Annotated in this window: 12 protein-coding genes; 5 read left to right on the top strand and 7 right to left on the bottom strand. The window is 39.0% G+C overall.

Annotation, left to right across the window (positions count from 1 at the left end; all coding sequences use genetic code 11):
* The first annotated feature begins 67 nt into the window (after nt 1-67).
* Nucleotides 68-676, top strand: a complete 609-nt coding sequence (locus OCU78_RS18135) for a beta-phosphoglucomutase family hydrolase (RefSeq protein ID WP_137374158.1) — start codon at nt 68-70, stop codon at nt 674-676.
* A gap of 134 nt (nt 677-810) precedes the next feature.
* Here OCU78_RS18135 and OCU78_RS18130 read toward each other — a convergent pair whose 3' ends face one another.
* From OCU78_RS18130 to OCU78_RS18115, 4 genes are all read right to left on the bottom strand, one after another.
* Nucleotides 811-2,718 carry a sensor domain-containing diguanylate cyclase gene (locus tag OCU78_RS18130; RefSeq protein WP_137374159.1) on the bottom strand — a complete coding sequence of 636 codons (1,908 nt, stop codon included), beginning with the start codon at nt 2,716-2,718 and terminating at the stop codon, nt 811-813.
* A 164-nt stretch (nt 2,719-2,882) separates the two neighbouring features.
* Complete coding sequence (locus OCU78_RS18125; protein WP_137374160.1) at nt 2,883-4,667, bottom strand: formate--tetrahydrofolate ligase; 1,785 nt, start codon at nt 4,665-4,667, stop codon at nt 2,883-2,885.
* A gap of 283 nt (nt 4,668-4,950) precedes the next feature.
* The gene (locus OCU78_RS18120; protein WP_137374161.1) at nt 4,951-6,255 is read right to left on the bottom strand and encodes an inosine/guanosine kinase; all 1,305 of its coding nucleotides are present in this window, start codon (nt 6,253-6,255) and stop codon (nt 4,951-4,953) included.
* A gap of 118 nt (nt 6,256-6,373) precedes the next feature.
* On the bottom strand, nt 6,374-6,850 hold the full coding sequence (locus tag OCU78_RS18115) for a CreA family protein (protein ID WP_137374162.1): 477 nt from the start codon (nt 6,848-6,850) through the stop codon (nt 6,374-6,376).
* A gap of 258 nt (nt 6,851-7,108) precedes the next feature.
* Between OCU78_RS18115 and OCU78_RS18110 the strand changes: the two genes are divergently transcribed.
* Together OCU78_RS18110 and OCU78_RS18105 are read left to right on the top strand one after the other, a co-directional pair.
* Complete coding sequence (locus OCU78_RS18110) at nt 7,109-7,615, top strand: hypothetical protein (RefSeq protein WP_137374163.1); 507 nt, start codon at nt 7,109-7,111, stop codon at nt 7,613-7,615.
* 531 nt (nt 7,616-8,146) lie between these two features.
* On the top strand, nt 8,147-8,860 hold the full coding sequence (locus tag OCU78_RS18105; protein ID WP_137374164.1) for an HAD-IA family hydrolase: 714 nt from the start codon (nt 8,147-8,149) through the stop codon (nt 8,858-8,860).
* Here the strand turns inward: OCU78_RS18105 and OCU78_RS22950 are convergent.
* Nucleotides 8,808-9,017, bottom strand: coding sequence for a hypothetical protein (locus OCU78_RS22950; RefSeq protein ID WP_137374165.1), 210 nt, complete (start codon nt 9,015-9,017; stop codon nt 8,808-8,810). The two genes, OCU78_RS18105 and OCU78_RS22950, sit on opposite strands and share 53 nt — an antisense overlap.
* A 195-nt stretch (nt 9,018-9,212) precedes the next feature.
* On the opposite strand from OCU78_RS22950, the gene OCU78_RS18100 reads away from it, so the two are divergent.
* Nucleotides 9,213-10,310 carry an efflux RND transporter periplasmic adaptor subunit gene (locus tag OCU78_RS18100; RefSeq protein WP_167494053.1) on the top strand — a complete coding sequence of 366 codons (1,098 nt, stop codon included), beginning with the start codon at nt 9,213-9,215 and terminating at the stop codon, nt 10,308-10,310.
* A 10-nt stretch (nt 10,311-10,320) separates the two neighbouring features.
* On the top strand, nt 10,321-13,410 hold the full coding sequence (locus OCU78_RS18095; protein ID WP_137374167.1) for an efflux RND transporter permease subunit: 3,090 nt from the start codon (nt 10,321-10,323) through the stop codon (nt 13,408-13,410).
* A 165-nt stretch (nt 13,411-13,575) separates the two neighbouring features.
* Here the strand turns inward: OCU78_RS18095 and OCU78_RS18090 are convergent, their stop codons facing one another.
* Both OCU78_RS18090 and OCU78_RS18085 read right to left on the bottom strand, forming a co-directional pair.
* Nucleotides 13,576-15,006: a methyl-accepting chemotaxis protein gene (locus OCU78_RS18090; protein ID WP_137374168.1), complete on the bottom strand. Its 1,431-nt coding sequence runs from the start codon at nt 15,004-15,006 to the stop codon at nt 13,576-13,578.
* A gap of 286 nt (nt 15,007-15,292) precedes the next feature.
* Entirely contained in the window at nt 15,293-16,543 is a 1,251-nt protein-coding gene (locus OCU78_RS18085) for an aromatic amino acid transporter (RefSeq protein WP_137374169.1), read from the bottom strand.
* Nucleotides 16,544-16,835 lie beyond the last annotated feature (292 nt).

Here is a 16,835-nt window from a genome sequence, read left to right as displayed (position 1 = left end):
AATTGATGGAGTATGATACGCAATGTTGGTTAAGGTATCAGTAATTTTTTAATAGGATAATAATTTGATGACTATAGATTTAAGCGTTTATGAAGGCTTAATTTTTGATATGGATGGGACTTTAATCGATACAATGCCTGCGCATATGAAAGCTTGGAGATCGACAGCTGAGCATTTCAACTTCCAATATGACGAGCAATGGATTCATAGTTTAGGTGGTATGCCTAGTTTTAAAATTACTTCTCAAGTAAATATGAAATATGGTTTGGATCTGGACCCAACATTAGTATCACAATTCAAAATGAAGGTTTTCTCTGAAATTGAAGATAAAGGCTCAATCATTGATTGCACTTACTCGTTGTTAATGGAACACCAAACCGATAAAAAATTAGCGGTTGGGACAGGAAGCCAAAGAGTGAGCGCTACTCAACTATTAAAGAAAAATAACATATTAGATAAAATAAGTGCTCTCGTGACTGCGACGGATGTAGAAATGCACAAACCACACCCAGAGACATTTCTTAAAGCCTGCGAGCAACTTGGGTTAGAGCCTAGTCAATGCGTGGTGTTCGAAGATACGGAGTTAGGAAAGAAAGCCGCCCATGCTGCGAATATGGACTGCATAATGGTCATAAATGGTAGTGAGTTAGAGCTATTCCCTAAACCGATCAGTTGAACCGCTTCATCTGAGCCACACTTCTTAAGCAACACGAGTAAATGGAATAATGATTGAAATTTAAGTCACATGAGTATTAAAACTAGATGGTTTTAAAGTGATTTATGGAAGGGGCGAAACCTTAGTTGTTTCGCTTAAGCAATTTGATTGATTTCTTCATCAAGGAAGATACAGATCGTATCACGACCATTAGTTTTGGCATCGTAGAGAGCTAAATCCGCACATTTATAGTTGGTCTTAGCATTATCTGTAATATTGGTGACGCCGCCACTTATTGTGACTTTATATTCCAACTCTACATGAATAGCAATTCTTAAGCGGTTTAATACACAATATGCTTCATTAGTTGATGTGTGCGGGAGAATAATTCCGAATTCTTCCCCACCAATTCGGGCTACAAAATCGGTTTCCCTGCATTCACGCTGCAATACTTTCGCAACGGTTTGAATGACTTCATCTCCATGGTCGTGACCATGCATATCGTTTATTCGTTTGAAGTGATCGATATCTAGAATGGCTAGGCAAGATTCAATTTTATCAGGGTAGCGGGTGGTACGAAGACATTCATCTCGTAGCTCATTATCAAACTTTCTTCTGTTCCAGCATCCGGCAAGTGCATCTTTCTCACTTAAGTCTCTTAAACGCTTTTCTAGTTCTTTATGGCGACTAATATCTACGAAAGAGGCGACATAAAACTGAATCACCCCTAGTTTGTCTTTAATTGCTTGTATGCGGAGTATTTCAGTTATCAGTGAGCCATCTTTACGTTTATTAATGACTTCACCTTCCCACATGCCATTATCACGAATTACAGCCCACATATTAATGTAAAACTCTTGGTTATACTTACCAGATGCAAACATTGAAGGCTGTCTGCCCCTTACTTCATCTATCGTGTAACCACTGATGCGAGTGAATTCTTGATTAACTTTGATGATTCGGTTGTTACGGTCAGTAATAACGAGCGCGGACATACCATTCATAGCCGCTGTGGCTAATTGGCTTTCAATGCTGTTTTTCTTGTGTGTGTAATTCCACAAAACAAAGCCACTAGAAAGCAGAAATATAATTATACCAAGGGCAATGGATTGCTCGATTGTTGAACGAATTTCACTGTTGTAAAGTTTATTAAATTGTCGGTTTTCGACTTTAAGAACCATGTATAAAGGCTCAGTAATTTGCTGGATATCAGGAGCAACATCAGTGTAGATGTACCATGATTCACCTTCTAGATAGCTACCACTCGCGTGATTTTGAATTTCAGCCCATAGGTCTGGTTGAGTGATGGCGAAAGTTTTATCAGCGCGGTTTGGCAATAAGTGACCAAATGCACTCTCTAGGTCAGTATCCATAATGATATGACCAGATCGATTGAGCAAAATAGGTAAGGTTTGGGTGACCTGCTTTTCATACTGAAGCTGTTGGTAAATGTCAGACATGCTGAGGTTTACAATAAAATACCCAAGTATCTGATTGTTAGCTGTAGCAACAGGAGTCATGATGCGGAATGCGGGTATTAGCGGTTGAACAATCTTTCCATTTTCGATTTCAAGATCAATACCATAAGCAGACACTTGTCCAATGTTTAGACTTTGTGCTTTCTGAAAATAATCACGGGAAGATTTGTTTTGAAGCTTAGGGCTAGGGACAGTTTCAGATGTCCCTTCATTATAATTTACTCTAATGACTTCATTGCCATCTAAATCAAGGTAGCGAATTTGCGAGTAATACTTTTGACCTAAAGCCAGCATATTCCAGAGGTCTTCAACAGATTCTGTATTATCAGTTGTCGGGTGCTTTATTGCTTTGAGCAAAGTTTTAGATTGAGCTAGAGTCGGAATTGAAATAGCAATTTCGCGAATAATATCTTTTAATTTATGCGAACTGTATTCTATTTGATTGTAACTAGATTGCTGAATATTTCGATTGTATTGGGTCTCAATACGATCAAGTTCTGAATTTATATAGAGGGCAGGAACCAGACCAAGTGCGAAAGCAACAAAGATGAATTGTCCGGCTAATTTAATGATATTCGTATTCATTATTCCCCTCTAATGTGGGCGGCATAATACAGTTTCATATTGAAAAATAATGTGATCTTTACCCCAGTAGTAATTTTAGCCTTACTTAATAACTGGTTATTAATGGTTTTTATGGTCATGAAAATACGATAAATGGTAAATCCATGACCAATAAATATGCTTTATTAACTTAACCCAACAATTTGACCTTTTGAATTAATGTCTAATGACATAAAGGCTGGCTTGTCTGGTAAACCTGGCATTGTCATTACATTGCCACACAATGCATAAATAAAGCCCGCACCGGCACAGAGTTTGAGTTCTCGAATTGGTACATCAAATTGAGTTGGTGCACCTTTTACCCGTGCTTCAGTGGAGATCGATAAAGGTGTCTTTGCTAGGCATACCGCTAAATCGGAGTATCCAGATTTTGTGTATTGTTCCAATTGGCATTTGGCGGTTTCAGAAAGGGTAACACTGCTTGCCCCATATCCAACTTCGGCGACTGCCATGATTTTTTCTTCTAGCGTTTGTTCAAATTTGTAGAGCGGCGTAAATGTGTCATCATTATCACAGGCTTTAATAACGGACTTGGCTAACTCAATAGCTCCTTCACCACCTTGTCCAAAAGCGTTACTGATCTCAACTGAAACTTCTGGGTCATAGGTATTAACCATTGATTTAAGCAACGCTAATTCATTGTCTGAGTCTTGTGGGAATCGATTGATAGCTACGACAGGTGTGACCCCATATTTTTTGACATTTTTAAGGTGCCATTTAAGGTTTTCAAAGCCTGCGATCAATGCTTTATTGTCATCATTGAAAATGGAGTCTGGCAATGGGTTACCTTGTTGAAGATTATATAAACCAGAATTTGCTTTTAACCCTCGTAAGGTAGTAACAATAACAGCACAATCTGGTGATTTCCCCGATGTTTGTGCTTTGATATTGCAGGCTTTTTCAAATCCCATATCAGAGCCAAATCCACCTTCTGTTACAACGTAATCTGAAAGTTGTAAAGCGATGTTGTCGGCAATAATGGAAGAGTTACCATGAGCAATATTGGCAAAAGGACCCGAGTGGATAAAGGCAGGTACACCTTCAAGAGTTTGCATTAATGTCGGTTCAATTGCATCTTTAAGAGTGACCGTCATGGCTCCTGCTACTTGAAAATCATCTGCTGTCAGTGCTTTATTGTTAATATCATAAGCCAATACGGTCTTACCAATACGTTTTCTCAAATCTTGTAGATCTGAGGCAAGAGCTAAAATAGCCATTAATTCTGATGCCGCAGATATATCAAACCCATCTTCACGCTCATAGCCGTTAATAGACTTACCAGCTTCATTTTTACCGACAGTAATCATGCGTAAAGCTCGGTCATTATGATCAAGGACTCTTCGCCATACCACTCGATCTGAATCGATGTTTAAAGCTTGTAAACCTGAACGTTGCTCAAAGGCTAGTGTACCTTCTCTTTGCTCATGGTAAATACGGGCATCTATTGCGGCTGAAGCAAGGTTGTGCGCTGCAGTAACAGCGTGAATATCACCTGTGAGGTGTAAATTGAGCTCTTCCATTGGAGCGACCTGTGAATAGCCACCTCCAGCCGCTCCTCCTTTAACACCAAAAACAGGTCCCATTGATGGTTGCCTAATACACGCTGAAGCTGATTCATTTAATTTGGCAATACCTTGAGCTAAACCAATTGTTGTCACTGTTTTACCTTCACCGAGGGGAGTCGGGGTAATCGCAGTAACAACGATGAGTTTACCTTGCGTTTTTAGGTTGTGATCTAGCTCGCCATTTATAGCTGAATCATTGGTCAAACGGTCTAAACAACTAAGGGATACTTTTGCTTTATGTTGACCAAGTGCTTGGAACTCTTGATCCAGTAATCCTGCTTTACGAGCAATTGAGTTGATTGGGGCTAGTACTGTCGAACGACAGATATCAATATCAGAAAGCATTTTCGCTCCTCTATCAAACAAGAAATAGTGTACGTAATCGTTTGCGTGAGGATGTTAAGGCATTAAATTCTGATGTAAAGGCAAACGAATGAATTTATGTGCTAGAAGATAACAGATCTGCAGTGACATTGCGCGAGATCAAGTCTAGAAACCACTAGTCGTAAAACTACAAAATTTTCATATCACGACATAAGGTATTACCAATAAAAAAAGGCTACAAAAAGTAGCCTTTTTTTTATATTTAATTAAGCAATTAAGCAATTAAGCGCATATTGAATTGTAATTAACGATCCCAGTACGTTTCTTCTAAGCTATCTTCTCGTTCAGGCAGTGCTCGAGAAAGGCGAGGTGAGTGCTGAGTTAACACTTCGTAGCTCACTCGGTTTGCGTACTTACAAATCTGAGAAAGTGACGAATAAGTTAAACATTCATACTCATGTTTCTCTGAATTTGGAACGTTAACATGGTGGTAACTGTTTGCAGCCATGTCATGAAGTAGGGCTGAAAGTGCGCCATCACCAGCACCATTTGTGTTTTTAATCTCAAGTGGACCACCAAGGTAAGGACCAATATGAGAATACACTTTAACGGGGTTGTTACAGTCCTGCTTACGCATAGCTCGGCTAAATTCGAATTTATTGAACTCAGGAATGTTACCTGGAAGTAAAGGCAAGGTCGTTTCGCGTTTTGCTAATTCGTCGGTGTAACCTGCCATATATAAGCCGATAGGACCAGCAGTACATAGAACTAGGTCAACCCAATCCAGTGCTTTGTTCGCGGCTAAAAGTGGGTCTTTTTCACCTGTTAATGCTTCACCTTCATCTTCATTCATGGCGACGATGGTGACATTTTCTTTTAGGTATTCTTGCCACCATTCTGCGTTACCTTCGATCACATACTTAGTTCCGAGTGTTAGTACTACAGGGACGTTATGTGCTTTAGCGTACTCAATCGCTTTTTGTACCGCTTTTGGCATTGGATCTTCAGGCTTACCGCGCATTAGGTATGATGAAACAACTAATGCTGATGCTTTTTCGAAAATTTTCTCAGGAATACTTTCCGGCAGCAGTTGATTCATATGCCCTTCATTGATTGCAAACGTACGTTCACCATCTTCTGAAATAAGCGTGTAACAACGTCCAATCGGACCATCAACAGTTTGAAGGTGGTTAAGGTTCATACGAGAAGATGTGCGGCAAAGGTAACGATAACCAAATGAGCCTACTTCAATCTTCTTAGACATAACACCAAGTAAAACAGATTTACTGTCAGCAAGTACTGAATAGTTATGAAGTGTGTTACCAATCGTATCACCAGGGTATTGGTGTGTGATTAAACCGCGCTCAACTAACTCTTCATACAGTGCATCGGCTTTGCTTTCTTCCAATACAAGAGAGTGACCTTTACTCAGCTCGTATTTTTCTAGGAATGCGTTGTCAACACGGGCTTCAATATCAACAATAGTTTGACCTACGCCAACAATAGTCGCGCGATGCAATTTAGGTGTTTGTTGAATTTGGTTGACCAATGGGTCGCGTGCATGAGTAGGAAAGTAGTGCTTAGATTTACGCTGTCCAGGAAACTTCATATGAAAAATACAGTGAGAAAATTTTCCCGTATCATATCACATTATTGTATTTTTTCTTTCATTTTTATTACATAAAGAACCACCTGAACATCTATTGAACAGGTGGTTTATAACTGGTCTATTTTTCTAAATTGAGAGTGTTAGGGTCTGTATAAGCTTTTGTTCCCCATAATGGAACAGTCGAAAGGCTATGCTTAAAGCTACCAGATGTCTCTTTAGTAGAATATGATAGATACATTAGGGTTTGATTGGCTGGATCAAAAATACGTCTAATTTTCATGTTCTTAAAAAAGATGCTTTTTGATTTTTTGAAAACAACTTCACCAGACTTACTAGTGTCGATATTACTCAGCATATCGAGAGTGATTTCGCCCGTTTGGCGACATGAAATTGAGCTGTCACTAGGATCAGCTAAACTGAAATCAGCTTCGATGCTTGCAACGTGGCATGTTACACCTGGTACTTCAGGGTCGATAAGAGTGTTGAGTTTGATATCTTTCATGGTAAACATACCAAGAGATACGTCACCCACCTCATTATCAGAGCAGCCTGCAAGTAGTGTTACAAGTCCAATGGCAACTAAGGCTTTTTTCATAAGAAATCCTTTTAATTTAATGAGTTCTAATTGTTTTAATCAGCGACTTAAGATTTATGTAGGAGTTTAGAACTTTTCTTACATTAACGAAAGGTCCATTGTTGTAGATAAAAAGGAAGAAATTATGAAGTATTTAAAGTGCTTGTTGCTGGTATCGATGGTCTGTATGCTTTTTGCCTGCAGTTCGGCACCTAAGTCGAATGTGTGCCTACCAAATAATTGTGATATTTGGGGGTAACAATTAAAGGTAATAAAAGAATGAATAATGAAATACCTGCAATCGCGATCAAAAAAAACAACTGGCTCTTGAGTCAGGTGGATGTTGCTTTTCCTACAAAAGAGTGCCTTTTAGGGCGAGATATTTATCAACAAAGTACTCAGACAAAATCTTATCATCTTATTACACCTGATGGTATTGATACTGGTGAAAGTCAAGTCGATGAAATTTACAAAGTTGATTTCCACAAGTTGACGGTGATGTTTTCATTAAACCAAGCCACTGCTGGCAGCAATGAAAGTAACAAAGCTAATCTTCTTGAATTTTTTAGCCAAATCATTCTTTGTGATGAACATACCTTATATATTGGTCTATCCAAAGGTGAAGTGGTTGCCAGCGCTATTTTAACAGTAGATGAAAAATCATTACTCATCTCAGATGTGGTACATGGGCAACAAGGTCAAAGTGAACTCAGTTTTGTAGAGCAATTAATAGCAGTTTGCAAAGACGCCCATGGTTTGAAGTCTCAATATTGGCTAGAGAGCTAAAAATTGGTTAGAGAGCTAAAAGCATTTCTTAGTCGATTTCAAGATACAGCAATAACAGCTTCACTTATTGAGTGGCGAATATTCAAAGACAATATTGGCTATTACTGTATTGGTGCGATTACTTTTACCTAACAAGCTTTTGCTGACCCTTTAGACTGGGACATTAAACGCAAATATATTGTGAATTCCTACAAGCCGTCTTATCAATGGACGGCTTATCTCCAAAAAACATCGAAAATGCTTAACCCCCATACTTTACTCAGTCGTTTATGAAGAGCTTGGCTGATGTTGTTGAAATACGCACTCAGATTCATTATTCAGCTAACCACATAAACCAACTCACGGTCTTCTCTACAGAACGAGTTTTATCTTTAGTGTTTTAAATTGCTCCAATATCCACTTAATCACGTGATCTATTTCATATTTCGCAAAGCTAAATAAGTCAGTATCTACAAATTGCTACATCAGTCATGCCTCTAAAGTTGAGGAGCCTATACTATGAAACTTAGGTCAAGGCTTATTGAGTAGAGCATGGTTCAACAAGAAGTTAAATGCGTCATTTTTGATTGTGATGGAACGCTAATAGATAGTGAGAGATTATGTTGTCAGGCATTAGTAAATGTCTTTTCAGAATTCGATGCTGACTTATCTATCGAGGAGTCTCTGACACATTTTCAAGGTGGAAAACTTGCCGATATTTTATCTGAGACGCAAAATCGACTTGGTTTGTCGATTTCACTCGATATTTTAGAGCCTTTATATCGTGAAGAAGTGGAAAGCTTATTTCTGCGTCATTTGCAGCCGATGAATGGCGCGTTTGAGTTAATTCAATATTTAAAAAATGAAAATATTGAATTTTGTATCGCTTCAAACGCTCCCAAGTCTAGGATTGAATCATCTTTATTGATGACTGGTTTGTTCGATCATTTCAAAGGAAAAATCTTCTCTGCTTTTGACGCAAACAGTTGGAAGCCTGAGCCAGATCTAATCTTATACACGGCAATGAATATGGGTTTTTTGCCCAGTGACTGTATTTATGTGGATGATACAAAGAAAGGTATTGAAGCTGGTATTCGTGCAGGAATTAAAACGTTTTGTCTAAAAACATTTAATATTGCAGATAAAACTAAGGTCGAAACACATAATGCGTCGACCTTAAATATCTATAGTTTAAATGAACTTACGGCGTGGATTAATGACAAGCACTACTTAAGCAATGCATCACGCTCTGAGGTTGTGGGTTAATTGGAACAAGGTTAGTTGGATTAATTTGGCTAAATTGTTTTGTATGAAACCCACAGGAACCACAAGTAAATTTTTCTCCATTTTCTGATATGAAGTATTCATCATGTTGGCAAAGAGGGCATGTTATATCATTTGGCGGTGTTTTTTTTGTAGTCATAATGTCACCTAGCAGCAATAAGATAGCGCGAATAAATGTCACCATATTAGATTAACGCTATGCTCGAATATTGGACAGTTATCTGCAGAATAGATCTGAAATTTGAGACAAGCCTCAAGGTAATCTATTTAAAATAGATTAACAATATGCAATAGGGTATGATGGTATGGAGTACCATAACCTTTAGGCTTAATTGTGAAATTTTTTTATTTGCTCGTATCCGCAGCAATCTTGTCTGGCTGTAATGAAAAAATAGACAGTTCAAATCTTGTTTCTGACGAACCGGTAAGAAGCGTAAAATATACTGAAGCTGTCTATCAATCCCACACTCAATTCCGAGAACTTACGGGTATTATTAGAAGTGCCCAAACTTCACCAATCAGTTTTCAAGTCAGTGGTACAGTTAATCATGTACTTGTTTCCAAAGGGCACAAAGTAAAGCAAGGTCAAGTGCTTGCTCAACTTGAAACCAGTAACCTCCTATTAGCACTTCGTAAGGCGCAAGCATCGGTAGGAGCAGCAAAAGCTTCACGCCTTCAAGCTCAAGATAAATTCGAACGATCTGAAAAATTAAATAATAAAGGCTTCGTTTCCGATTCTGAACTTAATGCTATCCACGCCGAATTTGATGCTAAACACCAACAGGAGCAATTAGCTCTCACCGACCTTTCAAATGCAGAATTAAACCTTGAGCGTGCCAAATTATACGCCCCTTTTTCTGGTCAAATTAGCCAAGTGTTTATTGACGATTACACTGAGGTCAATTCAGGTCAAAAAATCTTAGAGTTAGTGAATGATTTCGTATACGAAGTTGATTTTCTATTGCCTGAAGCTTTGATCCAAGAGGTGACATTCGGCGAGAAAATTCAAATTATAGTTCCAGCGCTAAACGACACCGTATTTGTTGGGCAAGTATCAGAAATAGGTGCGGTTGTGAAACGAGGTAATGCTTATGCAGTAACACTTGTACTCAGTGAACCTTCCTCAGCACTGCGAAATGGCATGTCAGCAAACATCCAACTTAATATAGGAAGTACGAGCCAAAATGTTGTCCTATTACCATTAGAAGCGTTTAACTTCGATGATAAAGGAGCAAACACTGAAGAAAATGCTGCGATATATATAGTTGATCCGACAACATCGCGTCTTGAGAAGCGCTATGTATCAATAAAGAAAAATATCAATTCAGAAGTAGTTGTCTTAAATAACCTCGTTGAAGGTGAGCAAGTTGTGACTGCCGGTATCCCATTCTTATATGAAGGGCAAGAAGTCACATTATGGGAAGGGCTATAGGGATTCTCATATGTATAAAATTACCGAACTTGCTTTAAAGTACCACCGTTTTACTCAAGTATTTTTAATCATGCTTTTTGTTTTAGGCATCAGCACGTTCAAGAATGCGCCGAGTAAAGAAGACCCGGAAATTTTGATTCGTAACGCTATTGTGGTTGCTCAATTTCCAGGGATGTCGCCGGATAGAATCGAAAACTTTATTACCAAGCCGCTTGAAAGAGAGATTAAACAGATCTCTGAAGTGACAGAAATTAAATCTTGGTCGCGTACCGGAGTTTCTCAAATCACGGTCACGGTGGATGATAAATACTTCGATCTACAGCCTATTTGGGACACGTTACGAAACCGAATGGACAGCATTAAAAGCGAATTACCAGATGGAACAATTGGTCCTATCGTTAATGATGAATTTGGGCGAGTGTATTCAGCGACGATTGCACTTACAGGTGATGGATTTGATGACCGCGAACTGAGAAAAACAGCAGAAGATCTTCAAGATCAATTGAGCAGCATCCAAACTGTCTCACAGGTCGAACTGTACGGGGTTAATGAAGAAAGAATTTGGGTTAAAACGAGAAGTGGTGCAATTGAAAATGAAAAGTTTCAATTTCGTCAGATAGTTACAGCGCTACAGTCTCGTAATGTTGTTCTTCCTGGTGGGAGCATTGAAAGTGATACTCTTCAAATTGAAATTGAACCTACAGGAAACTTTAATTCTGTTGATGAAATTCTAAATTTAGACCTCCAAGAAAGAGAATCTGGTAACACCGTTTACTTACGTGATTTAGCGGACGTAAAAAGAGGGTATGAAGATCCATTTAACACGCCAGTTTATTTTAATGGAAAAAGAGCGGTCATTATTGCTGCTTCAATGGCTTCTGGCAGCCAAAGTGATGAATTTGGAATTAAAGTCCGCGAGTTTTTAGAAGAAAGCCAGCTTGCACTCCCTGTTGGTATGAAGCTCGACCTCGCGACATTTCAGCCTGACAAAGTGAACGCATCTGTAAGCTCTGCAACAACTAACCTAATGCAAACGGTCGCGGTTGTACTGGCTGTGGTTATGGTCTTTCTTGGTGTTCGTATGGGGCTTATCGTTGGAAGCATTGTGCCCTTAACGATTTTGATGACCGTTGTAGGAATGTCCCTTTGGGGGGTTGAGCTTCAGAGGATGTCTATTGCCGCTATTATTATATCGTTAGGTTTGCTGGTGGATAATGGCATCGTGGTGGCTGAATTCATTAAGAGTAAAATATCTGAAGGGGTGGAACGAACTGAAGCGGCAATTTTAGCTTCAAAATCAATGGCAGTGCCTTTATTAACGTCCTCATTAACGACCATCTTAGCGTTTATGCCATTATTGTTGGCACAAGACGTTACAGGCGAATACTTACGCTCACTGTCTCAAGTGATCACCGTTGCCTTGTTATCTTCTTGGTTCTTATGTTTGTTCGCCACACCTGTCATGTGCGTGTGGTTCATTAAACCAAGCAATGAAACTGTAACGGCTAATCCTGAGTCATTATTCCATTCATTATATCGCCGCTTTATCAGCGGAATTTTAAGAATGAGATTCATTACTTTAACAGTTGTTTTGATGATCTTCGCTGTATCAATATATGGGTTTAAGTTTGTTACCGTGCAATTTATGCCAGGTTCTGAACGTAATCAGTACCTTGTTTTTGTCGATCTCCCCGCTGGGACAACAGCTAAAGAGTCAGATAGGGTATCTACACGTCTAGATAATTGGTTGCTCGACGCCAAAGAAAACCCTGATGTAGTTAGTACTGTTCGATATGTGGGAGATGGTGGACCAAGATTTTTCCTTGCTTTATCACCCATTGATAGAGTGCCAAACCGAGTGTTTATGGTCGTGAATACAAAAGACTATGAATCGGCACTGACCATGGTCAATAAAACAAATCGCTTTATTACCCAGCAGCTACCAGAAGCCAGTGGACAAGCAAAACGCATGTGGCTTGGCGGAACGGAGCTTGGGTTAGTTGAGTACCAAGTAGTTGGTAAAGATATCAAAGTTATTCAAGATATCGCAAAAGATATAGAAATTGCTTTAAGGCAAGTGCCTGGTGCGGTTGGTATACGTAATGATTGGGAAAACAATGTTCCTAAACTTGTACTCAATATTGATCAAGCTCAGGCTCTTAGAGCTGGAGTTAGCAGCCGAGATATAGCGACAAGCTTAGACAGCTATTTAAGAGGGCATGAGGTCACAAGTTATCGTGACGATGAGGATGTGATTCCTGTTGTGGTAAAAGCATCTGAAGATGAAAAGTCGATAGATAAACTATTCACGACTCAAATTATATCGTCAACTAATGGTGCTGCTTTACCATTGATACAGTTTGCAACTATTGAACCGACAAGTGAAGCATCTATCATTCGACGCTTTAACCTTGAGCGAACAGTAACAATAAGTCTCAAGCATGAATCACTGCAAGCCAGTGAGCTGAATAAGCTCATACAACCGACTCTTGAGCAAATCGATTTGCCGCCGGGCTATCATATTGCGTTAGGAGGAGAGCTTAAAGGTGCGAGCAAAGCTAATGGTGCTCTGTTTGGTTACCTGCCTCAATGTTTCGCTGCTATGATTTTATTGCTGCTACTGCAATTCAATTCAATACGCCGACCGGCGATTATTTTACTGACGATTCCTTTGTCTTTAATTGGTGCGGTATCAGGACTGCTGATTATGGATGCGTATTTTACGTTTCCGGCGATGTTAGGGATATTCAGTCTTGCAGGTATTATTATTAATAATGGGATTGTTCTAATCGACTGTATTGAACAAAATCGTAATTCAGGTAGGAATATCAACCATTCTATCATTGAAGCCTGTGTAACTCGCTTCAGACCGATTGTGATGACAACATTGACGACTATTCTTGGTCTTGTACCACTTGCAATATCTGGTGGTGAATTCTGGTACTCAATGTCTATTGTGATGATTTTTGGTATGGCGGTAGGGACTTTACTTACTTTAGGTGTGGTACCTGTTTTGTATAGCTTATTTTTTAGAGAACATGACCAAGTTCAGAACGAACCAAACGATGCGAAAGCTGGTAATGAACTTGTGTCAATGTAGGGTAGGTCACTGTATAGTTGCTCGAATCTAGGTTTGTCGTTATTTATAGTTGGTCGAAGCGTTGCAATGATGAACTAAAGCTATGATGAACTAAAACTATGATGTACAAAAAAGGACTCTATTTTGAGTCCTTTTTCATTATCTACGTAAGTAAACTGTGATTTTTTAACTAGTACGGTATCGAGCAAGTGTATTAGACAAGTTTACAGAAGCATCGGTAAGCTTTGAAACGCCGCTTGATGAGCTTTGCGCAACTTCTCGTATCACATCAGATTGGCTTCGAATGTCATTAAGTTCCGCTGCAATAGTATTTGCTACACTACTTTGTTCATCGGCAGATGTCGCGATTTGTATGCTCATATCCATTAAAGCTTGCGCAGAATCTGCAATCGCATTGACGTCACCACCTATATTGGAAATTAAGTCGCTACTCGTATGAGCCTGACTAACGGTTTGCTGAGTGATAGTTGCGATGGTTTGGCTTTCGCTTTGCAGTTTCTCAATCATAGCTTGTATTTCAACTGTCGCAGATTGAGTTCGACTCGCAAGGGTTCTAACCTCATCAGCTACGACTGCGAAACCTCGACCTTGCTCACCAGCACGTGCTGCTTCAATCGCAGCGTTTAAGGCAAGCAGGTTAGTTTGTTCGGAGATAGCATTAATCGTGGTGATTACTTCATTAATTTGGTTAGTATTTTCGTTCAAACTTGTCACTGAAGACGATGTTTGTTCAATTAATGTTGAAAGAGTCGAAATCTCAGAAATAGCTTGCTGAACTTTTGCATGGCTATTATGTACATGCTGGGCATCATGTTCATTTTGCTGAGTGGCACGAGCCGAAATGTTCGATACTTCTTGAGCTGAAGCTGTCATTTGATCCATTGCAGTAGCTACCGAATCAAGTGAAGCGTGCTGACTAGAAATCTGGCTTTCGCTACGTTTCATTTCAGTTTCAAATGATGAAGATGTTTCGCTTAATGTCGATGCACTTTCATTTACGTTATTCACTAGTTCACTTAATGTGTCCATTGAGCGATCCAGTGCACAACCAATCGTACCAAACTCATCTCGCCCTGGGTGGAAGCCCAAACGGGAAGTTAAATCTCCATCGCCAATTTTCTGAGTGGTTGAGTAAAGAACCCAAAGCGCACCGCCAAGGAAGGTTGCCACCCAATACACAAAGAGTGCAAAAGGAATGCACCACAAGTAGCTTAAAAGGAAAGAATAAAGTGCTTGCTGCTTCTGTTGTTCTGTATTGCTGCTTGGGAGTGAAAGAGAATAGTATTTTCCATCTTTTCCTTGTGCAGTCGCGGTAACTAAACCGTTTCGATTGATGATGGTGTCACTTGGTGATGAAGCTGATTGAAGCTTACCGTATTGCTCTGAAGGGTTATCCAGAACCGTGAGTATTCCATCAAGCTTCATTTCAACTTGCTGTTTTGCACTATCATTGATTTTATCGACACTTGAAAAATATCGAGCACCAGAAACAGAGCTCAGTGCCATAAGGAAGATAAAGAAAATTACCCACATTTTATCGTTGATAGACATCTTAATAAATAATTTATCTATCGTTCGAAATTCAACTTCTTTCATAAAGACTCCACGGTATATCCATTACGTTGAACTTTAATAAACACGACCTAATAAAAACGTGATACAAATCTGCTATTTTTGAAACATAGTGTTACATGAATCATATTTATGAGATCTTAAGCATTTTCATTAATATGCAACTTGGTACTATCTTGGGTTAGCTGACTATACTTGTAACAATTTATTAGTATAGAAGTTGCAGTATGTATGTGTACTTCTAAAATAAAAAGGCTTCTATAGTAAGAAGCCTTTAATAATAATTAAGGGATGTTTTAGCGACGGAATCTTAACCTAGAGAAGGTAACATCCCAAAAGAGATCATCAATTGAAAGCTAATGATAAGTAACCCGATACCGCCTGCGATAATAAGAGACTTAGAGCCTCCGCGTACTTGGTATAAGCTTTCTGTTTGGCTAGCATTAGAAGCTGGAACCGATGTTGCCATTACTAAGGATTGAGGTTGGGTACGTACTTTATGAACCATGATGGTAGGCAGTAAGATGGCTAATACAGCCAATGCAATTGCGGCATAACCAAGTGCGGTGATAAAGCCTTGAGGGTAAAATAAAGCAAACCCTAGAGGCGGTACAAAAGTAATGATTGCAGTTTTAACGCGTTTAGCACTGCCTAAATGTTTCCCCATTGAGTCGCCCATGAACTCAAATAGTCCAAGACTCACTCCAATAAATGAAGTTAACAGTGCTAGATCAGCAAAGATACCTACAATTACGCTTAAATTAGATTGCTGAACGGTCTGAGATAAAGACACAAGCAAAGCCCCTAAACTTGAGTCTGCCAATAGTGTTTCTTGGCTAACCACTCCTAACGTTACCCCTTGCCAAAAGACGTAAATGATCAATGGTAATGCAGAGCCAATGAGCATTACTTTACGTAAAGATTTTACGTCCCCATCTAAATATTTGACGATGGATGGAATGCTGCCGTGGAAACCAAATGAAGTAAAAACAACGGGAATCGCTGCAACTATTAAACCTTGTTGGATTGGCATACTCATTAAGTACTGAGAAGTGATGTTAGGCGCTAAGAAACTAAGTACTAAAACCATTGCAATAAGTTTTAAACTGAACAGTACTCGGTTGACTCTATCAACACTGTGCGTACCAATCGTCACGACTACTGCGACCAGTACAGTGAATAAAAGTGTGGTTAATTGGCTATCAAGAGATATGTCGAATAAGTCGAATATACGTTGGTTAAACTGTGAACCACCACCAGCAATATATGCCGCACATAAAGCATAAAATAGGAACATAACAGCAAAGCTCGCTACCCATTTCCCTTTTGTCCCTAGAATTTTCTCAGCTAAGGTATGCAAAGTCGCATCGTTATCCGCGAATTGATGTAATTCAACCATCAGCAAAGCGGTAAATGCCATTAATGCCCAAAGTATTAGCATTAAAATTAAAGATGTTGAAAAACCAATCCCAGCAGATGCAAGTGGCAAAGCTAACATGCCCGCGCCAATTGTTGTGCCAGCAATGATCAAAGTACTACCAAAAACCTTTGATTTATTCATTGTATATAATTCTTTACGTAGAGGGTTTGTTTAAGATAATTAAACCAATTATAGGTGGTAAAATCGCTGTTATCATCTTGTTTAACTCTATTTTGTAGAACTTTAATGGAAATTACAACTGTAAATGTAATATAAAATATCCACTGTAAATCAATGTTTACACATTTTGGTTTTTTAATGAGGTCGGCAGAAACGCAAACGATTTACCATGATCTTGTTCATAAATATAAATTTATGAGATTGGTCTTGTCTTAAAACTGTCATATATATTAGATACAACTAGTTTGATAAA

This window comes from Vibrio gallaecicus, assembly GCF_024347495.1.
In the GTDB taxonomy this organism is placed as follows: Bacteria; Pseudomonadota; Gammaproteobacteria; order Enterobacterales; family Vibrionaceae; genus Vibrio; species Vibrio gallaecicus.
The sequence above is the reverse complement of the archived record's forward strand: the minus strand, read 5'-3'. Positions and strand labels throughout refer to the sequence as shown.